Origin of the sequence: Streptomyces sp. NPDC002669 (assembly GCF_042889165.1) — a bacterium.
In the GTDB taxonomy this organism is placed as follows: domain Bacteria; phylum Actinomycetota; class Actinomycetes; order Streptomycetales; family Streptomycetaceae; genus Streptomyces.
The window spans coordinates 351,897-371,999 of the sequence record NZ_JBIAQQ010000004.1 but is presented as its reverse complement, the minus strand read 5'-3'; the positions used below and the strand labels follow the sequence as shown (position 1 = coordinate 371,999).

At 71.2% G+C, this 20,103-nt stretch carries 20 protein-coding genes and 3 pseudogenes; 15 read left to right on the top strand and 8 right to left on the bottom strand.

Annotation, left to right across the window (positions count from 1 at the left end; all coding sequences use genetic code 11):
- Window positions 1–144: 144 nt before the first annotated feature.
- From ACFYW1_RS08580 to ACFYW1_RS08560, 5 genes and pseudogenes are all read left to right on the top strand, one after another.
- Window positions 145–2,352: an MMPL family transporter gene (locus ACFYW1_RS08580; RefSeq protein ID WP_388989061.1), complete on the top strand. Its 2,208-nt coding sequence runs from the start codon at window positions 145–147 to the stop codon at window positions 2,350–2,352.
- Between the two features lie 128 nt (window positions 2,353–2,480).
- Window positions 2,481–3,728: a sensor histidine kinase gene (locus tag ACFYW1_RS08575; protein WP_388989059.1), complete on the top strand. Its 1,248-nt coding sequence runs from the start codon at window positions 2,481–2,483 to the stop codon at window positions 3,726–3,728.
- Entirely contained in the window at window positions 3,725–4,441 is a 717-nt protein-coding gene (locus ACFYW1_RS08570) for a response regulator (RefSeq protein WP_388989056.1), read from the top strand. Before ACFYW1_RS08575 ends, ACFYW1_RS08570 begins: the two co-directional genes overlap by 4 nt.
- Before the next feature lie 170 nt (window positions 4,442–4,611).
- Window positions 4,612–5,406, top strand: coding sequence for a VOC family protein (locus tag ACFYW1_RS08565; protein WP_388989053.1), 795 nt, complete (start codon window positions 4,612–4,614; stop codon window positions 5,404–5,406).
- A 155-nt stretch (window positions 5,407–5,561) separates the two neighbouring features.
- Window positions 5,562–6,197 (top strand): annotated as a pseudogene (locus tag ACFYW1_RS08560) (phosphoribosyltransferase); the annotation flags it as partial.
- A 60-nt stretch (window positions 6,198–6,257) separates the two neighbouring features.
- On the opposite strand, the gene ACFYW1_RS08555 reads toward ACFYW1_RS08560, so the two are convergent.
- Window positions 6,258–7,802, bottom strand: coding sequence for an alpha/beta hydrolase (locus ACFYW1_RS08555; RefSeq protein WP_388989050.1), 1,545 nt, complete (start codon window positions 7,800–7,802; stop codon window positions 6,258–6,260).
- A 117-nt stretch (window positions 7,803–7,919) separates the two neighbouring features.
- Between ACFYW1_RS08555 and crcB (ACFYW1_RS08550) the strand changes: the two genes are divergently transcribed.
- From crcB (ACFYW1_RS08550) to crcB (ACFYW1_RS08540), 3 genes are read left to right on the top strand one after another with little or no spacing between them, the layout of a single operon-like run.
- On the top strand, window positions 7,920–8,330 hold the full coding sequence (gene crcB, locus ACFYW1_RS08550) for a fluoride efflux transporter CrcB (RefSeq protein ID WP_388989047.1): 411 nt from the start codon (window positions 7,920–7,922) through the stop codon (window positions 8,328–8,330).
- Window positions 8,327–8,758 (top strand): DUF190 domain-containing protein, encoded by a 432-nt coding sequence (locus tag ACFYW1_RS08545; RefSeq protein ID WP_388989044.1) that lies wholly within the window; start codon window positions 8,327–8,329, stop codon window positions 8,756–8,758. Before crcB (ACFYW1_RS08550) ends, ACFYW1_RS08545 begins: the two co-directional genes overlap by 4 nt.
- Window positions 8,755–9,129, top strand: a complete 375-nt coding sequence (crcB, locus tag ACFYW1_RS08540; protein WP_388989041.1) for a fluoride efflux transporter CrcB — start codon at window positions 8,755–8,757, stop codon at window positions 9,127–9,129. Before ACFYW1_RS08545 ends, crcB (ACFYW1_RS08540) begins: the two co-directional genes overlap by 4 nt.
- 233 nt (window positions 9,130–9,362) lie before the next feature.
- Here crcB (ACFYW1_RS08540) and ACFYW1_RS08535 read toward each other — a convergent pair whose 3' ends face one another.
- The 3 genes from ACFYW1_RS08535 to ACFYW1_RS08525 are packed head-to-tail and all read right to left on the bottom strand — an operon-like array spanning window position 9,363 to window position 10,293.
- Window positions 9,363–9,779 (bottom strand): hypothetical protein, encoded by a 417-nt coding sequence (locus ACFYW1_RS08535; RefSeq protein ID WP_388989038.1) that lies wholly within the window; start codon window positions 9,777–9,779, stop codon window positions 9,363–9,365.
- Complete coding sequence (locus ACFYW1_RS08530) at window positions 9,776–10,030, bottom strand: hypothetical protein (protein ID WP_388989035.1); 255 nt, start codon at window positions 10,028–10,030, stop codon at window positions 9,776–9,778. The genes ACFYW1_RS08535 and ACFYW1_RS08530 overlap by 4 nt, the downstream gene beginning before the upstream one ends.
- 2 nt (window positions 10,031–10,032) lie before the next feature.
- Complete coding sequence (locus ACFYW1_RS08525; protein ID WP_388989033.1) at window positions 10,033–10,293, bottom strand: hypothetical protein; 261 nt, start codon at window positions 10,291–10,293, stop codon at window positions 10,033–10,035.
- Window positions 10,294–10,400: 107 nt separating this feature from the next.
- Here ACFYW1_RS08525 and ACFYW1_RS08520 point away from each other — a divergent pair, with 107 nt between their 5' ends.
- The 3 genes from ACFYW1_RS08520 (at window position 10,401) to ACFYW1_RS08510 (ending at window position 11,821) form a co-directional block, all read left to right on the top strand.
- A complete protein-coding gene (locus ACFYW1_RS08520; protein ID WP_388989029.1) occupies window positions 10,401–11,237 on the top strand; it encodes a Scr1 family TA system antitoxin-like transcriptional regulator in 837 nt (278 codons plus the stop codon).
- Window positions 11,234–11,425 (top strand): DUF397 domain-containing protein, encoded by a 192-nt coding sequence (locus tag ACFYW1_RS08515; protein ID WP_388989026.1) that lies wholly within the window; start codon window positions 11,234–11,236, stop codon window positions 11,423–11,425. Before ACFYW1_RS08520 ends, ACFYW1_RS08515 begins: the two co-directional genes overlap by 4 nt.
- A 198-nt stretch (window positions 11,426–11,623) precedes the next feature.
- Window positions 11,624–11,821: a DUF397 domain-containing protein gene (locus tag ACFYW1_RS08510; RefSeq protein WP_388989023.1), complete on the top strand. Its 198-nt coding sequence runs from the start codon at window positions 11,624–11,626 to the stop codon at window positions 11,819–11,821.
- A gap of 214 nt (window positions 11,822–12,035) precedes the next feature.
- Here the strand turns inward: ACFYW1_RS08510 and ACFYW1_RS08505 are convergent, their stop codons facing one another.
- Window positions 12,036–12,932 (bottom strand): LysR family transcriptional regulator, encoded by an 897-nt coding sequence (locus ACFYW1_RS08505; protein WP_388989020.1) that lies wholly within the window; start codon window positions 12,930–12,932, stop codon window positions 12,036–12,038.
- Between the two features lie 190 nt (window positions 12,933–13,122).
- Between ACFYW1_RS08505 and ACFYW1_RS08500 the strand changes: the two genes are divergently transcribed.
- Both ACFYW1_RS08500 and ACFYW1_RS08495 read left to right on the top strand, forming a co-directional pair.
- Entirely contained in the window at window positions 13,123–14,640 is a 1,518-nt protein-coding gene (locus tag ACFYW1_RS08500; protein WP_388989017.1) for a serine hydrolase domain-containing protein, read from the top strand.
- Window positions 14,641–15,058: 418 nt separating this feature from the next.
- Window positions 15,059–15,688 (top strand): hypothetical protein, encoded by a 630-nt coding sequence (locus ACFYW1_RS08495; protein WP_388989014.1) that lies wholly within the window; start codon window positions 15,059–15,061, stop codon window positions 15,686–15,688.
- Between the two features lie 171 nt (window positions 15,689–15,859).
- Here the strand turns inward: ACFYW1_RS08495 and ACFYW1_RS08490 are convergent.
- Window positions 15,860–16,015 (bottom strand): annotated as a pseudogene (locus tag ACFYW1_RS08490) (DUF6879 family protein); the annotation flags it as partial.
- A 771-nt stretch (window positions 16,016–16,786) separates the two neighbouring features.
- On the opposite strand from ACFYW1_RS08490, the gene ACFYW1_RS08485 reads away from it, so the two are divergent.
- A complete protein-coding gene (locus tag ACFYW1_RS08485) occupies window positions 16,787–17,014 on the top strand; it encodes a hypothetical protein (protein WP_148835841.1) in 228 nt (75 codons plus the stop codon).
- A 295-nt stretch (window positions 17,015–17,309) separates the two neighbouring features.
- On the opposite strand, the gene ACFYW1_RS08480 is transcribed toward ACFYW1_RS08485, so the two are convergent.
- Together ACFYW1_RS08480 and ACFYW1_RS08475 are read right to left on the bottom strand one after the other, a co-directional pair.
- A complete protein-coding gene (locus tag ACFYW1_RS08480; RefSeq protein ID WP_148835842.1) occupies window positions 17,310–17,681 on the bottom strand; it encodes a hypothetical protein in 372 nt (123 codons plus the stop codon).
- A gap of 253 nt (window positions 17,682–17,934) precedes the next feature.
- Window positions 17,935–18,586 (bottom strand): annotated as a pseudogene (locus ACFYW1_RS08475) (IS1380 family transposase); the annotation flags it as partial.
- Window positions 18,587–18,938: 352 nt separating this feature from the next.
- Between ACFYW1_RS08475 and ACFYW1_RS08470 the strand changes: the two are divergent.
- A complete protein-coding gene (locus ACFYW1_RS08470; RefSeq protein WP_388989010.1) occupies window positions 18,939–19,520 on the top strand; it encodes a hypothetical protein in 582 nt (193 codons plus the stop codon).
- Window positions 19,521–20,103: the final 583 nt, after the last annotated feature.

Below are 20,103 nucleotides of genomic sequence, written 5' to 3'. Positions count from 1 at the left end.
GGACGAGTGCATGCGGGCGCACGACGACGATGACGGCCCGTTTCACGAAGGATCGAGGCATTCCTCCGGCCGGGCCACGGGTCCGCCGGAGCGCGGCACGCCCGCCGCCGTCCTGTCGCCCGATCCAGACTGGAGCGCCGCTTCGTGGCTACCTTCCTCTACCGGCTGGGCCGCTTCTCCTTCCGGAGGCGCAGGCTCGTCGCCCTGCTCTGGGCGGTGGTCCTGGCCGCCTGCGCGTTCGCCGCGGTCAAGGCTCCGACCGCCGCCGAGGACGGGTTCTCGATGCCCGGAACGGAGTCGCAGAAGGCGTTCGACCTGCTGGACCGGCGCTTCCCGGGCGGCGGTTCGAACGGCGCCGAGGCCCGCATCGTCTTCGTCGCCCCCGAGGGGCAGAAGGTCACCGCGGGCGCGAACCGGGCGGCCGTCGAGCGGATCGTCGCCGACGTGGCGGCCGGTGACCAGGTCAAGGCCGCCCTCGCCCCGTTCAGCACGCCCGGGGCCGTGAGCAAGGACGGCAGGACCGCGTACTCCACCGTCGCCTACGACGCACCGGGCACCGACCTCACCGACGCCACCACCGGGGCGCTGGAGACCACCGCGAAGGCCGGGCGGGAGGCCGGGCTGACCGTGGAGATCGGCGGTACGGCCCTGGTGCCGGAGAGCGAACTGGGCGGCACGACCGAGCTCGTCGGGGTGGCCGCCGCCGCGGTCGTCCTGCTCATCACCTTCGGGTCGCTCGCCGCGGCGGGCCTCCCGCTGCTCACCGCGCTCGTCGGCATCGGCGTGGGCGTGGCCTCGATCGTCGCCCTCGGGATGTCCACCACGACCACCACGCTCGCCCTGATGCTGGGGCTCGCGGTCGGCATCGACTACGCCCTGTTCATCGTCTCCCGCTACCGCACCGAACGCGCCGGGGGCCACGCCGCCGAGGAGGCCGTGGCCAGGGCCGTGGGCACGGCGGGCTCCGCGGTCGTCTTCGCCGGGCTCACCGTCGTCATCGCACTGGCGGGCCTGGCCGTGGTCGGCATCCCCGTCCTCACCAGGATGGGCCTCGCCGCGGCGGGCACCGTCGTGATCGCCGTGCTCGTCGCGATCACCCTGCTGCCCGCCCTGCTCGGCTTCTGCCGCCGGGCCGTCCTGCCGCGCGCCGCACGCCGGGAGCCTGGTGCGCGGCGGGCCGGGGGCGACCGGCCCGGCGCGGGCACCCGCTGGGCCCGCTTCGTGATCCGCCGGCCGCTCGCGGTCCTGGTGTTCGGCGTCCTCGGTCTCGGCCTGATCTCCGTACCGGCGCTCGATCTCCAGCTCGGCATGCCGGGCGACGAGGCGAAGTCCGTCTCGACCACCCAGCGCCGCGCCTACGACGCCCTGGCCGAGGGTTTCGGCCCCGGTTTCAACGGCCCGCTCACCGTCGTCGTCGACGCCGGGAAGGCGGACGACCCGAAGGCCGCCGCGACCCGGGCCGCGAAGCTGCTCGCCGCCACCGACGGCGTCGTCGCCACCACGCCCCCCGCCTTCAACGAGGCCGGTGACACCGCGGTGCTCACCGCCGTGCCCGCCACCGGCCCCAGCTCCGAGGAGACCACCGACCTCGTCCGCACCATCCGTGACGAGGCACGCGGCCTGCGGGCCGGGACCGGCGCGACGATGCTGGTCACCGGCACGACCGCGGTGAACATCGACGTGTCGCAGAAGGTCACCGGCGCGCTGGTCCCCTACCTCGCGCTCGTCGTCGGCCTGGCCTTCCTGCTCCTGACGGTCGTCTTCCGCTCGCTGCTGGTCCCGCTCAAGGCGGCGCTCGGCTTCCTGCTGTCCGTGACGGCGGCCTTCGGCACGATCGTCGCGGTCTTCCAGTGGGGATGGCTCGCCGACGTCCTCGGCGTCGAGCAGACCGGGCCCGTGATGAGCATGATGCCGATCTTCCTGATCGGCGTGGTCTTCGGGCTGGCCATGGACTACGAGGTCTTCCTCGTGACCCGGATGCGCGAGGCGTACGTCCACGGGGAGCGGCCCGGCGCGGCGGTCGTGACCGGGTTCCGGCACAGCGCCCGGGTCGTCGGCGCCGCGGCCGTCATCATGATCGCGGTGTTCGCCGGGTTCATCGGGATGAGCGAGCCGATGATCAAGATGATGGGCGTCGGTCTCGCCGCGGCCGTCCTGTTCGACGCGTTCGTCGTCCGGATGACGATCGTGCCGGCCGTGCTCGCCCTGCTCGGCGACCGGGCGTGGTGGCTGCCCGGGTGGCTGGCGCGGATCCTGCCCCGGGTGGACGTCGAGGGCGAGGCCCTGACCACCGGCGGGACGGCGGTGCCCGCGCCGACGACGGAACCCGCCCCCGGTCCCGTACGGGTGTGAGCCGCGCCCCGGCCCGGCCGTCCGCCCGCGCGGCAGGACGGCCGGGTCGGCGACCATGGACACCAGCGCATGGGAGCAGCTCGCGGGAAGCAGCTCGTGGAAAGAAACGGAAGAAGAGGAACAGACGCGTGTTCGCCGACTGGTGGCAGCGGGCCCGGCGCCACCCCCGGGCCGTGGACGCGGGGGTGGCCGCGGTGCTGTGGGGCTTCGCGGTCTTCACCAGCACCCTGACCGAGGCCCGGATCGTCCGCCTCCCGCCGCTCGGCTTCTCCCTCGCCGCCCTCGTGCCCTCCGTCGTCCTGCTGCTGGGGCAGCGCCGGTTCCCGCGCACGGTGGTCGTGGTGACGGCGCTGTGCGGCGGCCTCCTGGGCGCCATGAGCAGTCACATCGGCTTCGACCCCAGCCCCAGCGTCGCCGGTGCCGCCCTGGTCGCCCTCTACCTCCTGGCCCTGCACACGGACCTGCGCACGACCTCGGTGTACACGGCCCTGGTGGCCGTCGTCCTCCTCACCCTCTCCGTCGCCCTGGGCCGGGGCGCGCTGCTGCGGCCCGACCAGATCGGCACCCTCGCGTGCGTCCTGCTGGCGGGCGCCGTCGGCGAATCGGTACGGACCCGGCGCGACCACCTGGCGGCCGTGGAGGCGCGGGCCGAACTGGCCGAGCGCACCCGCGAGGAGGAGGCGCGGCGGCGGGTGGGCGAGGAGCGGACCCGGATCGCCCGCGAGCTCCACGACATCGTCGCGCACCACATCACCCTCGCCCACGCCCAGGCGGCCACCGCCGCGTACCTGCTGCGCAGCAGGCCCGACCAGGCGCAGAAGACGCTCGACCAGCTGGCCGGGACCACGTCCTCCGCACTGCGCGAGCTCAAGGCGACCGTGGGGCTGCTGCGCCGCGAGGGCGACCCGGAGACCCCGCTGGAGCCCGCTCCCGGGCTGGCCCGGCTGCCGGAGCTGATCGCCTCGTTCGAGCAGGCCGGGCTGACCGTGTCGGTGTCCGTGGAGGGCGAGACCCGGCCGCTGCCGCCGGGCGCGGACCTGACCGCGTACCGGATCGTGCAGGAGGCGCTGACCAACGTCACCAAGCACTCCGGCGGCGCGACGGCCTCGGTCCGGCTCTGTTACGCGCGCCGGCTGCTCACGCTCACCGTCTCCGACGACGGTCACGCCCCGCCGCCACCGGCGGCGGGCACCTCGGGCTACGGACTCATCGGCATGCGCGAGCGGGCCCTGTCCGCCGGTGGCCGGCTGGCCGCCGGGCACCGGCCGGGCGGCGGCTTCGAGGTGACCACGGAACTCCCCCTGGAGACGACGGGACCCGGTGCGGTTCCCGACGGGCTGCCCGGGGCCGACGACGAGGAGAGGACGGCGCGATGACCATCCGGGTGCTGCTGGCCGACGACCAGGCGCTGTTGGCCGGGACCTTCCGGCTGCTGATCGACTCGAACGACGACATGGAGGTCGTCGGTGTCGCGGCGGACGGCCGGGAGGCGGTGGAGAAGGCCCGCGCCACCGTGCCGGACGTGGTCGTGATGGACATCCGCATGCCCGGCACGGACGGCATCGCGGCGACCGAGGAGATCTGCCGCGACGAGGCGCTGCGGGCGACCCGGGTCCTGATCCTCACCACGTTCGAGATCGACGAGTACGTGGCCCGGGCCCTGCGCGCGGGCGCGAGCGGCTTCCTCGGCAAGGACGCCGGGCCCGAGGAGCTGCTGGACGCCATCCGGACGGTGGCCGCGGGCGACACCCTGCTGTCGCCCACCGCCACCCGGGCCCTGGTCACCCGCTATCTCGCCCGCCCCGAGGGCCGGGTCGCCGCGCCCGGGGCCCTGGACGTCCTGACGGCCCGCGAGCGCGAGGTGATGGCGCAGGCGGCCGAGGGCCTGTCGAACGACGAGATCGCCGGGCTGATGCACGTCAGCCCGCTGACCGTGCGCACGCACATCGGGCGCGCGATGACGAAGCTGGGCGCCCGCCACCGGGCCCAACTGGTCGCCATGGCCTACCAGTCGGGCCTGGTACGGGTGGACCCGCCGCAGGACCGGGAACCGCTCGGCCACCCCCCGTACCCCCCGCGGGACCGGTAGCCGCCCGGCCGTCCCCCGTGCCCGCCGCGGGGCCGGCGGCCGCCCGGGGCCGTCCCCGAGAGCCTGTCGGGTGACCTCCGCCCGCCCCGCCCTCCTTCGCCGCGCGAAGCCGTGCCCGGCTGGTTAGCGTGACAAACCGGACATCCACCGAGTGCGAAGGAGTCAGGGACATGGCCGCACAACCGGAGGGCACACCGTGCTGGGCCGATGCGATGTTCCCCGATGTCGAGGCGGCCAAGAGCTTCTACGGTGACGTCCTGGGCTGGACGTTCGGCGAGGCCGCGACGGAGTTCGGCAGCTACACGCAGGCGTACGCCGACGGCCGGGCGGTCGCCGCCGTGGTGCCCCCGATGCCCGGCCAGGAGGGCCCGGCGGGCTGGTGCCTCTACCTCGCGTCGGACGACGCCGTCGCCACCGCCGAGAAGATCCGGGCGAACGGCGGCGAGACGCTGATGGACCCCATGCGGGTCGACGGCTTCGGCACGATGGTGCTGGCCCGCGACCCCGGCGGGGTCCTGTTCGGCGTGTGGCAGGCGGGCACCCACGAGGGCTTCGGGGCGCAGCGCGTGCCCGGCGCCTACTGCTGGTCCGAGGTCTTCACCCGGGACCCCGAGAAGGCCGACGCCTTCTTCCCCGCCGTCTTCCCGTACGACGTGGTGAAGCTGGAGGACGAGCACGTCGACTTCCGGTTGTACAACCTGGGCGACCGCACGGCCATGGGCCGGATGCGGATGGGCGAGGACTTCCCGCCGGAGATGTCGCCGTTCCTGAACGTGTACTTCACGGTCGCGGACTGCGACGCGGCGGTGGCGCGGGCGACCGAACGCGGCGGGGTGCTCCGGTTCGGCCCGATGAGCATGCCGTTCGGCCGGTTCGCCGCGCTGACCGACCCGCAGGGCGCGGTGTTCTCCGTCATCGACATCGACACCACCGAGGGCGAGCCGCCCCGCATGACCCCGGCGTGACGCCCGGCGGCGTCCCCGCCCGAGTCGCGGGAGCACCCGAGTCGCGGGGACGCCCGAGTTGCGGGGGCGCCGCGCATGGGGTTCTTTCGAAGGAGGGGAGCAGGCGGGGTCCGTACCCGTGCGGCCCGCCCTCCCGTCGCTGGGGGTGAACCTTCGTGCTGTTCGCCGACCGTGTGGACGCGGGGGAGCAGCTGGCCGAGGCGCTCCGCCGCATGGAGCGGGAGAACCCGGTCGTACTGGGACTGCCCCGCGGCGGGGTCCCGGTGGCCTTCGAGGTGGCGCGGACGCTCGGCGCCGAACTCGACGTGATCGTGGTCCGCAAGCTCGGTGTGCCCCACCACGAGGAGGTGGCGTTCGGCGCCATCGGCGAGGGCGGGGTGCGGGTCCTCAACGAGGACGTCGTGGACCGGCTGCGGTCCGCGCGGCAGGATCTCGCGGCGGTCGAGCGGGTCGAGGCGGCCGAGCTGGCCCGGCGGGCCCAGGCGTACCGCGCGGGCCGGCCGCGCATCCCGCTGGCCGGCCGGACGGTGATCGTCGTGGACGACGGCGTCGCGACCGGCGCCACGGCCGAGGCCGCCTGCGAGGTCGTACGGGCACAGCGCCCGGCCCGGGTGGTGGCGGCCGTTCCGGTGGCCCCGCCGGAGGCGGTGGTACGGCTGCGGCGCGGCGCGGACGAGGTGGTGTGCCTGTCCGTGCCGCACGGGTTCCACGCCGTCGGCGAGTGGTACCGGGACTTCTCGCAGACCTCCGACGAGGAGGTCGTCACCCTGCTGGCCGAGGCCGGGCACGACGGACGCGTGCCCCCCGGCAGCGACTGACGCCGCCCGGGGGCCGCACCCGGCCCGGCCCGCTCAGCCCGCGCAGTACGTGTCCCGTGCGGGCCGCTCCCCCGTGGTCAGGAACCTGGTGACCGTGCGGTCGCCGCAGGCGTTGCCGTTGCCCAGGTAGATGCCGTGCCCGCCGTGGTCGACGGTGACCAGCCTGGCCCGGTCGCCGAGGGCCTCGCGCATCTTCAGGGCCCCGAAGTACGGCGTCGACGGGTCCCGCAGGCCCTGGATCATCAGGATGTTGGACGGTCCCTCGTCCGTGATCCTGGTCGGCCGGTCGGCGGGGGCGTCCTTCCAGAAGGCGCACGGGGTGATGTTGGCCGGCAGCCCGGCGGTCAGCGGATGTTCCGCCCGGCTGGTCGCGACGGCCCGCCGGTAGTCGGGCACGGAGGCCGGCCAACGGACGTCGTTGCAGATCACGCCGATCGTGACCGTCGCGGCCTCGTCCGACAGCGGCCGGTCCAGTCCCGGCGGCAGGACCGGCTTCCCCGCCGGGTCCCCGGCCTCCGCGATCAGCCCGGCGAGCCGGGGAAAGGCGTTGTCGCTGTACAGGGCCATCTGGACGGCCTGGAGCAGCCGGCTGCCGGTCAGCGGCGCACCGGGCGTGGTGGTCGGCCTCGGTTCGCGGTCCAGCCGCGCGGCCAGGTCCAGCACCAGCGGCCGTACGTCCCGCGCCTCCCGGGCCAGCCGCAGCCCCTCCGCGTCCCTGGCCGGGTCCGAGGCCCAGCGCGCGAAGTCGGGGAACCGGTCCTCCACGGCCCGCGCCATGTTCTGCATCCAGCCCCGGTTGACCCGCGACGGGTCGGGGTCGCCGCTGCTGTCCAGCACCCAGCGGTCCGTGTGCCGCGGGTACTTCTGCGCGTACACGGCGCCCACGTACGTGCCGTACGAGCTGCCCCAGGCCGACAGTTTCTCCTCGCCCAGCGCCCGCCGGAACCGGTCGATGTCGCGCACCTCGTTGGCCGTGGTCAGGCTCCGCAGCACCGCTCCGCCGTTGCGGGCGCACGCCTCGGCGGTGCGCCGGGACCGCGCCACGTTCTCGGTGATCGAACCGTCGGCGGCGGGCCAGGACCGCAGGTGCACCAGGTCGCGGTCCTCCGGGGCGAGCCCGCAGCTCGCCTTCGTGCTGCCGCCGACCCCGCGAGGGTCGAGGCTCACGATGTCGTACCGGCCGCCCGTCTCCCGTCGCAGCCGCTCCCCCTTCTCCGTCACCAGGGCCACCCCGGAGGAGCCGGGCCCCCCGGGGATCAGCAGCAGCGTCCCGCGCCGCTCCCCGGGGCGGTCGCTGCGGACCCGGGTCACCGCGATCCGGACCCGCGCACCGTCCGGGTCGCGGTAGTCGAGCGGTACGGACAGCTCGGCGCACTCCTGGGCGGCGGGCCCCCCGGCGACGGCACAGGGCCTCCAGTCGAGCGCGGACGGTGCGGACGGCCCGGACGGGGCGGATAAGGCCGCCTGCGCCGAGGGCCCCTCGGCATGGGCGGACGGGGTCACGGTCCCGGCGAGAGCGGCGACGGCGACGGCGGCGGACAGGGCGGCGAGGGCGGTGGAAGCCCGGTGCGTGGTCATGGCACAACCCTGGCCCGGATGGGCCGCCCGGCCCATCCGGGAGGCGGGACACCTCGGGTGGGGACAACCCCCGGCGGCGATAACCTGGTGTCCGGAGCAGGCAGGAGACGAACACCCATGGGAGCCCGGAACCCCCAAGGCCCCGTCCTCGCGGTGGTGGCGCTCGGTGGTGCGCTGGGAGCGTCCGCCCGGTACGGGGCGAGCCTGCTCTGGCCCACCGCCCCGGGCGGCTTCCCCTGGCCGACGCTGTGCGTGAACGCCGTCGGATGCGCGGTGATCGGCGTGTTCATGGTGGTGATCGGCGAGGCGTGGTCGGCGCACCGGCTGGTGCGGCCGTTCTTCGGCACGGGAGTGCTCGGCGGGTTCACCACCTTCTCCACGTACGCGGTGGACATCGAGCGGCTGATCGCCGCCGGCCGGGTCCGCACGGGCCTGGCGTACCTGGGACTGACACTGGTCGCGGCGCTCGCGGCGGTGTGGAGCGCGGCGTGGACGACCCGCCGCGTCCTGGCCTGGAGGCAGCCATGACGACCCCGAACACACCGGACGCGTCGAGCACGTCGAGCACGTCGAATGCGCCGTACACGCCGTATACGGAACGGGCCCTGCGCCTGACGGTCCTCGTCGGCGAGTCCGACGTCTGGCACCACAGGCCGGTGTTCACCGAGATCGTGCACCGGGCCCACCGCGCGGGACTGTCGGGCGCGAGCGTGCTCCGCGGGATCGAGGGCTTCGGCGCCTCGTCGATGATCCACACCCAGCGGCTGCTCTCGCTGAGCGAGGACCTGCCGGTGGCGGTGGTGATCGTGGACGAGGAGGAGCGCGTGCGCGCGTTCCTGCCGCTGATCGCGGAACTGGTCGCGGACGGCGGCCGGGTCGTTCTGGACGCGTGCGAGATCGTGCGCTTCGGCACGGACGGCCGGGAGCGGACCGAGGGACGGGACCGGGACCGGTGAACTGGCTGCTGGTGATCGTCGGCGCCTCGGTCGGGGCGCCGCTGCGCTATCTGACCGACCGCGCGGTGCAGTCCCGGCACGACACCGTCTTCCCGTGGGGAACCTTCGCGGTCAACGTGAGCGGTTCGCTGATCCTGGGGCTGCTGACCGGAGCGGTGGCGGCCGGTGCCGCCTCCTCGCACGTCCAGCTGCTGATCGGTACGGGGCTGTGCGGGGCGCTCACCACGTACTCGACGTTCAGCTACGAGACGCTGCGGCTGATCGAGGACGGCGCCAGGTTCTACGCGGTGGCCAACGTGCTGGCCAGTGTGGTGGCGGGGCTGGGCGCGGTGCTCGTCGGCGTCTCGCTCGCGCAGGCGCTCTGGCCGTAGAGACCTGGGCCGCGTGCGCGACGCGGCACGGTCGGCGTCCCCCGCCACCGCAATGCGAGGCGATGGCGGGGGAACGCCGTTGAGGAGGAACCGCCACCGGACGCCGGGCGATTCAACCCGTTCCGCGTCGACGGCGGTCCGTCAGGCGCCGACGCTAGGCAACCGTTCGCGCCCCGTGCCCGGCACCACGCCGGTCCCCGCCCCGGCACCACCCCAACAGCGGGCGCGCTCCGTCACCCGGCCGGGGGAGCCTCGGGGCGTACGGAGAGGGTGTAGGTGCAGTCGGTGTCGGGGACGACGACGAGGAGCGGGTGGCCGTTCTTGAGGTGGGTGTGGGCGGCGCGCTGTCCCTGCTGGTCCTGGTACCAGGCGCGGAGCTCGGCGCTGTGGTCGGGGCCGGGGGTGCCGGGGGTGTCGGGGAGGCGCATGGAGGGCTGGACCCAGGCGGAGCGGTGGGGGTCGGGGTCGAGCCGGTCCACGATCCACAACGCCTGCCCGCCCAGCCACCGCACCGCGAGCACGGGAGAGATGGTCCGGAAGGTCCCCAGCACGTACCGGGCCGTACGCCCGACCCCGTACACCGGCCCCTCCGCCACCGCCTCGCACCAATAACTCCCCGGCTGCACACGCCCGTTGATCTCGGCGTTCATGCGGGGCCGTCCATCCACATCACCCACGGCCGCTCGACCGTCTCGGCGAAACCGGTGTGATCGGGATTGGCCCGCCAGTGCCCGAACGCCCACTCCTGCGCCCGCGAGGGATCGGCGAACGCGGCGGAATGCGCCCCGCACTCGTCGTCGAAATCATCCAGCGCGACGCACCGGAACCGGTGCGTGACCAGCGGGGCGTCCGGCTCGGTGTCGGGCCGCAGCACCCACTTCACGAACCGGAACCTGCGCACGCTCACAGAATCCGCCCCGCACTGCGGGCATTGCACCGCGCGATCTCGGCCCGCAACCGCTCCATGGGCTCCGGAACCCGTACGTTCGCCGGCTCGGCCTCCCACTCCGTACCGCCGCACACCGGCCGTAACGACCAGTACGGACCGGACACCCCACGGAACTCACCCACCCGGTTCCGATGGCCGGTATCCACCAACAGCGTTCCGGTAAGCGGAACTTGTGGGGGTTCCTGCTGACTCGCGGCAGTATTCTCTTCGGACACCGCCGGCTCCTCTCCGTAACGGTTCCGCTACCAAGGGGGATCAGCGTGGCCTACAGTCCAGAGCGCTTCAACTTGTTGAGCGCGAACGAAAAGTCAGGTGACCGCCGTTGAACCGCAAGGACTTGGACCCCGAGAGCAGCCCGGAGGCCGCCTTCGGGGCACGCATTCGCAGCTCGCGCGAGGCTCGCGGCTGGAAGCAGGAGCAGCTGGGCAAGCACATGGGCTACTCCGGCACGCACGTCTCGGCCGTGGAAACTGGTCGCAAGATGCCGACTCTTCGGTTCTCGCGCAGTGCCGACCAGGTTTTCGGCACGGGAGAAACAGCCGACACGTTCGAACGCCAGTACCGGGAACTCCGGCACGGCTCGCTGCTGGAGGGTTTCCCGCAGTACGTGGGCTACGAGGGGCGTGCGGCAGAGATCCGCCTGTACCAAGTCGGCATCATCCCGGGCCTGTTGCAGACATCGGAGTACGCACGCGCACTGGCGGAAGGCGATGTTTGGCGCGGTTCCATCACGCCCGAGCAAGCGGAGGACCGCGTCTCGTTCCTGGCGGAACGCCAGGCCGCACTGGTGCGCCCCCGCCCTCCGACGATGCTGGTGGTGATGGACGAGAGCTGCATCCGCAGGCAGGTCGGCGGGGCGAAGGTCATGGCTGCCCAGCTGGACCGGCTGCTGGGGTTCGCCGAGCAACCGAACACCGTCCTCCAGATCGCCCCGTTCGACGGGGTGGAGCGCCGCCCATTCAACCTTCCGATGAACCTGCTGACGCTGCCGGACATGACCGCGGTCGCCTACGCGGAATCCCAGATGCGGGGCCATCTGGAGCGCGATACGACCTTGGTGCTCCCCCTGCTGGCGTCCTACCATCAGCTACAGGCCGAATCGCTGTCCCAGGCGGCGTCCGTGGCCATGATCAACGAGGTACGAAAGGGCACCCCGTGACGACCGAATCCCCCCGCTGGTTCAAGTCTTCGTACAGCTCCAACGGCGGCGACTGCATCGAAGTCACCACCGACCTCACCGCCGTCCGCGACTCCAAGACCCCCCACGGCCCGGTGCTGACCACCTCCCCCGCCTCCTTCGCCGCCTTCGTGGCGGGCGTCAAGACCGGAGAGTTCGGCACCGTCTGATCCCGGCAGGTCCGGCGCATCCGACCCGAGAAGCCCCGTCGCACACCGCACGACGGGGCTTCTCGCTGCCCGGCCCAACCCCCAATCACCCTCCCGGGCAGAAGAGTTCAGGCCATCCCGAACCCTCACTCGTTTCCCCCACGCCCCCGGAGGGCACCTGGCACGCGAAGCACCCCCGCCCTCGACAAGGAGCCCGCGATGCCCAGGACCGAGCCCCACAACTGGTTCAAGTCCTCCTACAGCGACAACGGCGGCCAGTGCATCGAGGTCGCCACCGACCTCACCGCCGTCCGCGACTCCAAGACCCCCCACGGCCCGGTCATGCACACCTCCCCCGTCTCCTTCGCCGCCTTCGTGGCAGGCGTCAAGACCGGAGAGTTCGGCACCGCCCGGTAGTGCTTCGTCAGGTTCTGGGGCCACCCCGCAACCGGAGCGGACACAGAACCTGACGAAGCACTACCAGGCAGTTTCTTTTGGATCATCTCGCCGACCGGATGAAGCCGGCGGCGAGGTGGATCCTGGTGGTCAGTCGCCGCGGGAGCGGCCGCGGCTTCGCGCCGTCTCGGCTCTCTTCAGCAGCTGGCCAACGACACAGACGTTGAAGAACAAGTCAGGCGTGTTCGGTGTCGGCGAGGGTGCGCAGGAGGTCGACGAAGGCCCGTACCGGCGAGTCCGCGCCGTCGGCGGGCAGCAGCACGCCGTAGTCCAGGGTGGGGCCGTCTCGCAGGGGGACGAAGGCGATGCCGGGCCGGGCGTGGTACTCGGCGGCGCGTGCTGCCACGATCGACGTGCCGAAGCCGGCGGCGACCTGTACCGGGACCTCGTGCCACGACGCGCAGGACGGTCCGCGCGGGATGAGGCGTCCCATCGGGGTGTGCTGCGGAAAGTGCACGTCCACGGCGGGCCGGGAACGGATGTTGTCGAGCCTGAGCAAGGGCACCTCGGCGAGGTCCTCCATGGACACGGTCGTACCGGCCGCCAGCGGGTGATCAGCGGGCAGCATCAGCGCCCTGGGCTCGCGGAACAGCACCGGTCCGGGGGTGATGCCGGGCTCGAACACCGGGAACTCGGCGATCTGCATGTGGAGTTCGCCCCGGAGCAGCGGACCGTACGGATCGCCGAAGGAGACCTCCCGGGTCCGCACGGACCAGCCCGGGTACGGATCGCGAAAGGCTTCGGTGGCCCGCAGCAGCAGTTCGGCGCACCAGGGTGTGGTGTAGCCGGCGTGCAGTTCGCCCGTTGCTCCGCGGCCGTGGGCGGCGGCGCGTTCCAGGGCGCGGCGGATGCGCTGATGGGCCGGGAGCAGCTCGTCGCGGAGTTCCTCGCCGAGCGGGGTGAGGCGCACGGTGCGTGAGGTGCGGGCGAACAGCGGGGCACCGAAGCGGCGCTCCTGCTTCTTGATGACGTGGCTGACCCGGGAAGGGGTGATGTGCAGTCGTTCGGCGGTCCGGCCGAAGTGCAGTTCCTCCGCGAGGGTCAGGAAGATCTCGATCTCCCTCAGTTCCATCGCCCCTCCAGCCGCTCGTTCGAACGAGAACCTAATGCTCGGCGGCGTGCCGGCACAACGCGCATCGTTGACCCGGGGAGCAACACAGCCTTGCGGGTTTTGCCGTTGATGGCGCCGCGCCGCGGGGCCAGGCTGAACCGACCGCGGCAGCGGTCGTCTCCCACTGCGCAACAGCGAGGACCGCATCTTCATGACCGTTTCCCTGTCCGAGCAGGACCAGTCCGTCCTGCGGACCGCCGCCTACGGCGCCGTCACGCTGATCTCCGCCGCCGACGCCGCCGGTTCGCCGCACAAGGCCGCGACCGAGGGCGCCGCGGCCCTCGCCGCGACGACCGGACCCATCGGCCACGTACTGGCCCGGAATCCCAAAAGAAAAGACCTCACGGGCGCCTCCGTCGCCGAGATCGCCGACCGTGTGCTGCCGGCGTTGACGGAGGCGGTCGTCCTGCTGCGGCGGCAGCTCCCCTCCGAGGCCGAGAACTTCCGCCGGGCCGTCCGGATCGCCGTCACCGCGGCTTCGGCAGGCCGTTCGGGCGAGCCCGGACCGTCGGTGACCGAGATGGCCCGGCGGATCACCGAAGCCCTGGACGCGGCGGACGAGAAGGCGGTGAAGGGGACGGCCGGGGAGGACCCGTCGCACCGGCCCGAACTTCTGGCCGCGGCCCAGGCGTTCGTCGACGCCGGCTTCGGCGGCATCCAGATGAGGGTGCACGACGAGCGCGGGCAGTGGAGCGGCAGCGCCGGGGTGCGTGCGTCGGGCACGACCGCTCCGCCCCCGGCCGACGGGCACTTCTGGATCGGCTCCACCACCAAGACCTTCACCGCGACTCTCGTCCTGCAGTTGGTGGACGAGGGCAGGCTCAGCCTGGACGGGCCGGTCGCCGACCACCTGCCCTCGTTCGGCCTCGACCCGCGGATCACCGTGCGCATGCTGCTCCGGCACACCAGCGGCCTGTACAACTACACCGGCGAACTCACGCCCGAAGGCGAGTTCGAACCGGGCATCGACGCCACCGGCAGGGCCTGGGCCGAGAACCGGCTGCGCGCCTACACGCCGGAGGAGCTGGTGCGCTTCGCCCTCTCCAGGCCGCCCCTCTTCGAGCCCGGCACTGACCAGAGCTACGCCAACACCAACTACACCCTGGCCCTCCTGCTGATCGAGAAGGCCGCCGCCTGCACCTACGCCGAGGCGCTCGAACGGCGGATCGTACGGCCCCTCGGCCTGACCGGCACCATCGCCCCCACCGCGGACACGGTGGACCTGCCCGAGCCGCATTCCCACGGCTACTTCCGTTACCAGGACGGCGAGGAGTGGCGGACGGTCGACGTCACCCGCCAGAACTCCTCGCTCCTCGCCGGCGCGGGCCACCTGATCTCCACCACCCCGGACCTCCAGGTCTTCCTCTCCGCCCTGCTCGGCGGCCGGCTGCTCCCCGCGACGATGCTGGACGAGATGTGCACCCCGCACGGAAAGCTCGGCCTCGGGCTCGGCCTGTGGGTGCAGGAGCTGGACCCGGAGCGCAAGATCACCGTCGTCCACCACAACGGCGGCGCACCGGGCGGCTTCGGTTCGCTGATGGTCGGCACCCCCGACGGCCGCCGGACGCTGACGGCCGGCCTGACCACGGGCGAGTCCGCGACGGATCCGGCATCGGCCTTCCCCGAGGCCCTGGGGGAGCTGCTCGGGACGGTATTCCTCAGTGACTAGTCCGACCGCATAAGTCCGCCGGGTCGGGCTCGCGCGTGTTCGGGGCCTGCCGGAGCATCCGGCCCACACCCGCGAGCCCGTGCCTGGCAGGATCTCCCCCTGCTTGAAGAAAAGCTCGACGCGCTTGCCCAAGCGATGGCCGAGCACATGGCCAGGCCGTTCCCGTCCGGCTTCCGCGGCCTGGACGTCCGGGGCCAGGACATGGTGTTGCTCGACGCGGACATCTATGGCTATGCGGCCGTGGTCGCGTACGTCGTGAGGGGGACCGCTCCACCGGCGGGCTCAGCCGCACGGCGGAAAGAGGTCCCGCCCGGTGACTGACGTGCGCGGAGCGGTTGTTGAGCAGGATCGGTCGTGGCGGAGCGAAGGTTCTCTCGCTCCGGCGCTTCGGTTCCACGACCCCGAATGGAGTTCCGCCGTGTCCGGATTCAAGCTGTCCAACCGCGCCGTCACGTTCCTCGCGGCGACCGCCGTGGTGGTGACCACTGCGGGGGTCGCCTCTGCGTCCACAGCACCCGCGTCCGAGCCCGGCAAGACCGTGCGGGCCTCCGCCCCTTCCGGAGCCCTCACCTCCAGCCTCAAGGGCTGGGGCCGCATGGACTATCCCGACGCCGGTCACGACATCCGGGTCAGCGTCGACGCCCACGCCACCTTCAAGGGCGTGGGCTGGGCCGAGCCCGACAAGTCCTGGGGCACCTTCCGCATCTACCACCGGATGCCGGCCACCGGGGGCGAGCCCGCGAAGGTCAATTGGGGCGACTTCGAGGTCGACTGCCTGACCAGCGGCGGCCCCACCGCCACCGTGACCGGGCGCATCGTGCGCACCGGGGGCAACATCGGCGGCTGGGACGACTATCTGAAGCGGCACATCCGCATGGGGATCAGCTTCTACGTGGGAGAAGGCAAGGGCAGCGGCCCCAGCCGCATCGGACTCTCCGGAGGCACCGACGAGGGCGAGCCGCTGCTGAGCAAGTGCATGGCCCCGGCCGCCGACTCCAAGGTGATCAAGGGCGGCTACGACCTCACGGACAAGGTTCCGGCCGGGTGAGGACCATCCGGAAGCGGCCGGGCCACGACGCCGATCCACCGGACAGCGAGCTGTTCCGGTCGTGCCCGGCTCGGGCGACCGAGCGACCCGAGACACGCGAAGGCCCCTGTTCCTCGCGCACCCTCTGGTGGTCCGCGCTCACCAGTACCCGGCCCGTTCCTCGCGTTCGTCCTACTTGCTCGGCTCTACCCCGAACTCCCGCCGGGGCACCGCCTGTTGCCATGCTGCGTCCCGGACCATGGCGTACCGGACGACTTCCGCCGGCTCGGTGACCAGCTCCACGTCCACGAGGTTGTCGTCGCCGAACCGCAGCAGCGCAACGATTCGGCAGGCGACCTGGGCCGGGCCATCACCCTGCACGAGAAGACCCTCACCGACTCCGAACGGGTACTGAGCCCGGGGCACCCGTTCATCGAGCTGGTGCGTTCAAATCTGGAGCACGCACGGTCCGCCGCACGGGGCCGGCCGCGTGATGACTGATCTCGTGGGTCGGTCGCCCCACCCGAGTCGGAGCTGTTCGGCGACGGGGCTGCCGCAGCCACCCGCGTAGCTCCGGGCGCAGTCGGTCGGCACCGTTGACCTGATCGCCGAGCGGATCGGGCTGCTCCTGGCTGTCGGCCTCCCGGGCGCCGACGGCCATGACGGCCAGACCCCGATCCCGCTCGTGGAGGGCGTACCTCCGGTCCGCTCCCGACGAGGATCCTGTCGGTGTCCACGCCCGCCGCCTCGCTGGCGGAGCCTCCTTGGCCGTGTCCAGATCTTCACGTCCAAGGCTTTCAGGGCATTTCGCCCGCCTATTGCTCCTGCCCGATGTGCGAGGCGAGCCCGGAAGCCGAACAACCCAGGGAGGACAGATTGAAACGGAAACATACGACCCTGCTGCGGGGCGCGGCCCTGCCCGCGTTGGTCGCCGCGCTGCTGATGGGAGCGATGTCGACCCAGGCCGCGGCCGACGGCGGGGACGGCCATGGAGGTGACGGCAACTGCCCGAACGCCTGCCCGCACGGAAAGCCCGGCCCTCCGGGACCTCCCGGGCCTCCTGGACCTCCTGGACCCCCCGGACCGACCCTGCCGACCCAGATCGTCCAGGAAACCCACATGCTGACGTCCGGACTCAACACGGGAACCGCGACCTGCCCCCCGGGAACCGTCATCACGGGCGGCGGAATGAAGACGCCCCTCGGGGGCAACAACCTCACGGTCCAGCCGTACGAGTCCTACCCGTCCGCCGAGAACACCTGGACGCTGTCCTTCAACAACTCGGCCGGTACTTCGGGCTCCTACGTGGTCTATGCCATCTGCCTCCCCGTGACCCCGACGGGCTGACCGCCGGTCGGGTGGCGCATCCTTCACTCCGGCAGCCGGAGGCCACCTGTCGTCATCCAGGATTCGGGCCTGCCGGGCCCCTCCTTCAGAGCCCGCACGCTCACCGGATCGGCCGCGCGCAACGCGACCGGTCCAGGTCACCGCGCGAGCCCGGTCCGCCGAGGAGCCCCGTTCCCGCACCGGCCCGAACCGGGCCCCGAAAAGGGCCTCACCAATCCAGCAGAACATCAATATTCCCGCCCCCGGCCGATTACCGGGGACGGGAATATTTCAGTCGCTAAAAATTACGATCCGATCAGCTCTCGCTGAAGTTGGAGGACTTCACGCACGCGGCGCCGGGAACGCTCCAGCAAAGGTGCATGTAGTACTGCGTGGACCCCACGATGTCGTACGTCTTGCTGTCGCAGCCACTGTCACCGCCATCGGTGATCGTCCACATGATCTTGTTGTCGGAGACGCGGTACAGGCTCATCTGGACGCCGTGACCATCCGCGTTGGTGTCGCATACGGTGAACTTGTCCCCGCTGTCCGTGAAGGTCGCGGTGCCGCGGTTGTTGAGGGTGATGCTCTTGTTCGCCGCGTAGGCCGGGGCCGTACCCAGCGCCAGCACCGTACCCAGCGCGACAGCCAGACCCGCGGTGGACCGGACCACGTTCTTCATCCTCATGAAATCTCCCCCTTGCTCGGTGAAATCGGCGCAGTCGCCCCTTCTCGCCTGCCGCCCCAACCCTCTCGCATTATCAACGCGTGAGCAACGAGTATCCGGCATTCCGGTTGCCACCTTTATGTGAAACCAAATCCCCTGACCCTGCCGGATAAAAAATCAGATGAATTCGCGCCGATCATCGAATAGTGTCAGCAGATTAACCTCAATCTTTCGTGAGGGTCTGCCGACGGAGTCGGTGGGCCTAAGGGCTGTCCCGTAGCCAGACCTTGTTCTGGGTTGCCCGGTGGAGGGGCAGGTTGCGCAGGCCGGTGGATCGGGCGGCCCGGATCCGGTCCTCGGCCCGGGCCCGCAGCCGGTTACGGAGTTCGAGCTCGGCGATCGGCCGGTCAGGGGTGTTGGTCGCGAAGCAGGTGATCCGCATGCCGTCCGCAGCCGTGATCCTCAACTGGGCGCCGGTATGGGGTCGTTCCTTCCGGACGATCAGTCGCATGCCCTTGGGCCTGCGGTGAGGACCTTGCCGGTGAGCTCGGCGCCCCAAGCCCCGTCACATGCCTCGCCGCCGGTCTCGACGGCCGGTGTCCAGGCTGAGGCGGGGGCGCCTTCAGCTTCCAGGTCGCGGCCGCACCTTCCTTCTCGTAGTGGGCAAGTACCAGTACGCCGCCGATATCGACGGTGACCTGGCCGTCGGTGTCCGGGGCCCTCTCCCCGGCCAACGATCAGGCACGATGGCGTACTTCGGACCGTGCGGACCGGATGGACTGCAACGCTTTCTCGCCGGAGGCGGAAAGGGCGTCGATCAGGCGGGAGATGGTCGGGGCGGAAGCGACCGGGCCGAAGACGGCCGGCTCACACCGAAGCATCGCGACGTCCACGAGACAGTCCCCGCCCAGCGCGACCGCCAGTGCTCCAAGTACTGCTGCGTGTACTTGCTTCCCACCTGGTCACTGCTCCTCTGGAACCACTCAGGTCCCAGTCTCCAGGTGTCCACGATCAAGGGAAGATTCATGGACGCTTAAACGACAGTCCTCTCGTTTGACAACGCAAGCCTGGAGTCGTCCTCTGGGAAGAGGACGCACGCGTACGTGCCGCCACTGCAAGCAGTCGAATCCGGCTGCTGAGCTTCAGCTCGTGGCGATTCCAAGAGCCCGACATGAGCTGGCTCGTGGGCTACATCCGTGGGCACAAAAAACCAGCCAGGGCTGGCACCTCGTCGCGGGCACCACCATCAACACACGACTCGAACGGACGGAGAGAAAGATGAGAAAGGTACTCGGACTGGCTGCGTCGGCGGTTTTGGTGGCTGGAGGGGTGGGCCTCACGGCGACTCCGGCATCTGCGGTTCCCACGGCAGCGTGCTCGTTGTCACCTGCGGGCATCGGCCAGTTCACGTTGGACGGCAGCGGATTCCTCGCGAATTCTCCGGTCAACATCTTGAAGAATGGAGCACTTCAGGCAGTTACCACGACGAACGCTGCCGGGTCGTTCACCATAGGGGCGGTGCGCGGCAACTTCACGGCCGTCAGCGGTGGAGCTTCCACGGCATGCGCGGATCCGTTCATCACCGCGGAAGAAGAGAAGACAGAAATCGGGCAAGGCTTCGCACAGGGCTTTGCAGACGGTCAAACCGCAGGCAGGACGGCGGCGCAGAACACGAATTGCGGGACACCGCAAATCCGACAGAGCCTGCGCCAGGACGCCTACGCGGACGGCTACAAGGAAGGGTTCACCAGGGCCTTCGACGCTGCCTGTGCCCAGGGCCAGGGCCAGGGCCAGGGTCAGGGCCAGGGCCAGGGACAAGGCCAGGGTCAGGGACAAGGCCAGGGCCGTCAAAACCGCTGAAGGGGCGGGGGCTGGAAATTGGGCATCAGCCACCTCGCCAGTTCCCGAATACTCGGCTTTGCGCTCCTCGCCACGGCGAGGAGCGCAAAGCCGAGGGCGCGTTTGTGCGACGCCCACCCGCGACACACGGCGTAGTTCGTGGATGAGAGTCCCGGGTCCGCTGTGGTGCTGATGGCCATTCACCTGGGCACCTCGGATGGCACGAACGTGACAGGTGACACAGAGTCAACTGTGATCCTTCGAGAGGTGCAGGCGCCAATGCTGCTGCCCGCCATGTCGGTTATTTCAAGGCAGATACAGCCACCGCAGGATGACTAATACCCCAATCTGGATTCGCGAATTAGGCACGGTACCGAAGATGCGGAGGGAAGAGGTACGGAGGAAAATGTGAGGGGAGGATTCCAGGAGGACCTATGAAGAGGACGAAGCAACGCCTCGCTGTTCTTGGTGCGTCGATCGCTATGACAGGTGTCGGCCTTGCGGCAACAGCACCCCGGGCGAGCGCCGATGCACCGGCTCCCCCTGACCCTGTCAGCGTCAGCGTTTTGCCGGGAATCGGCGTGACAATCACATGGATGCACTC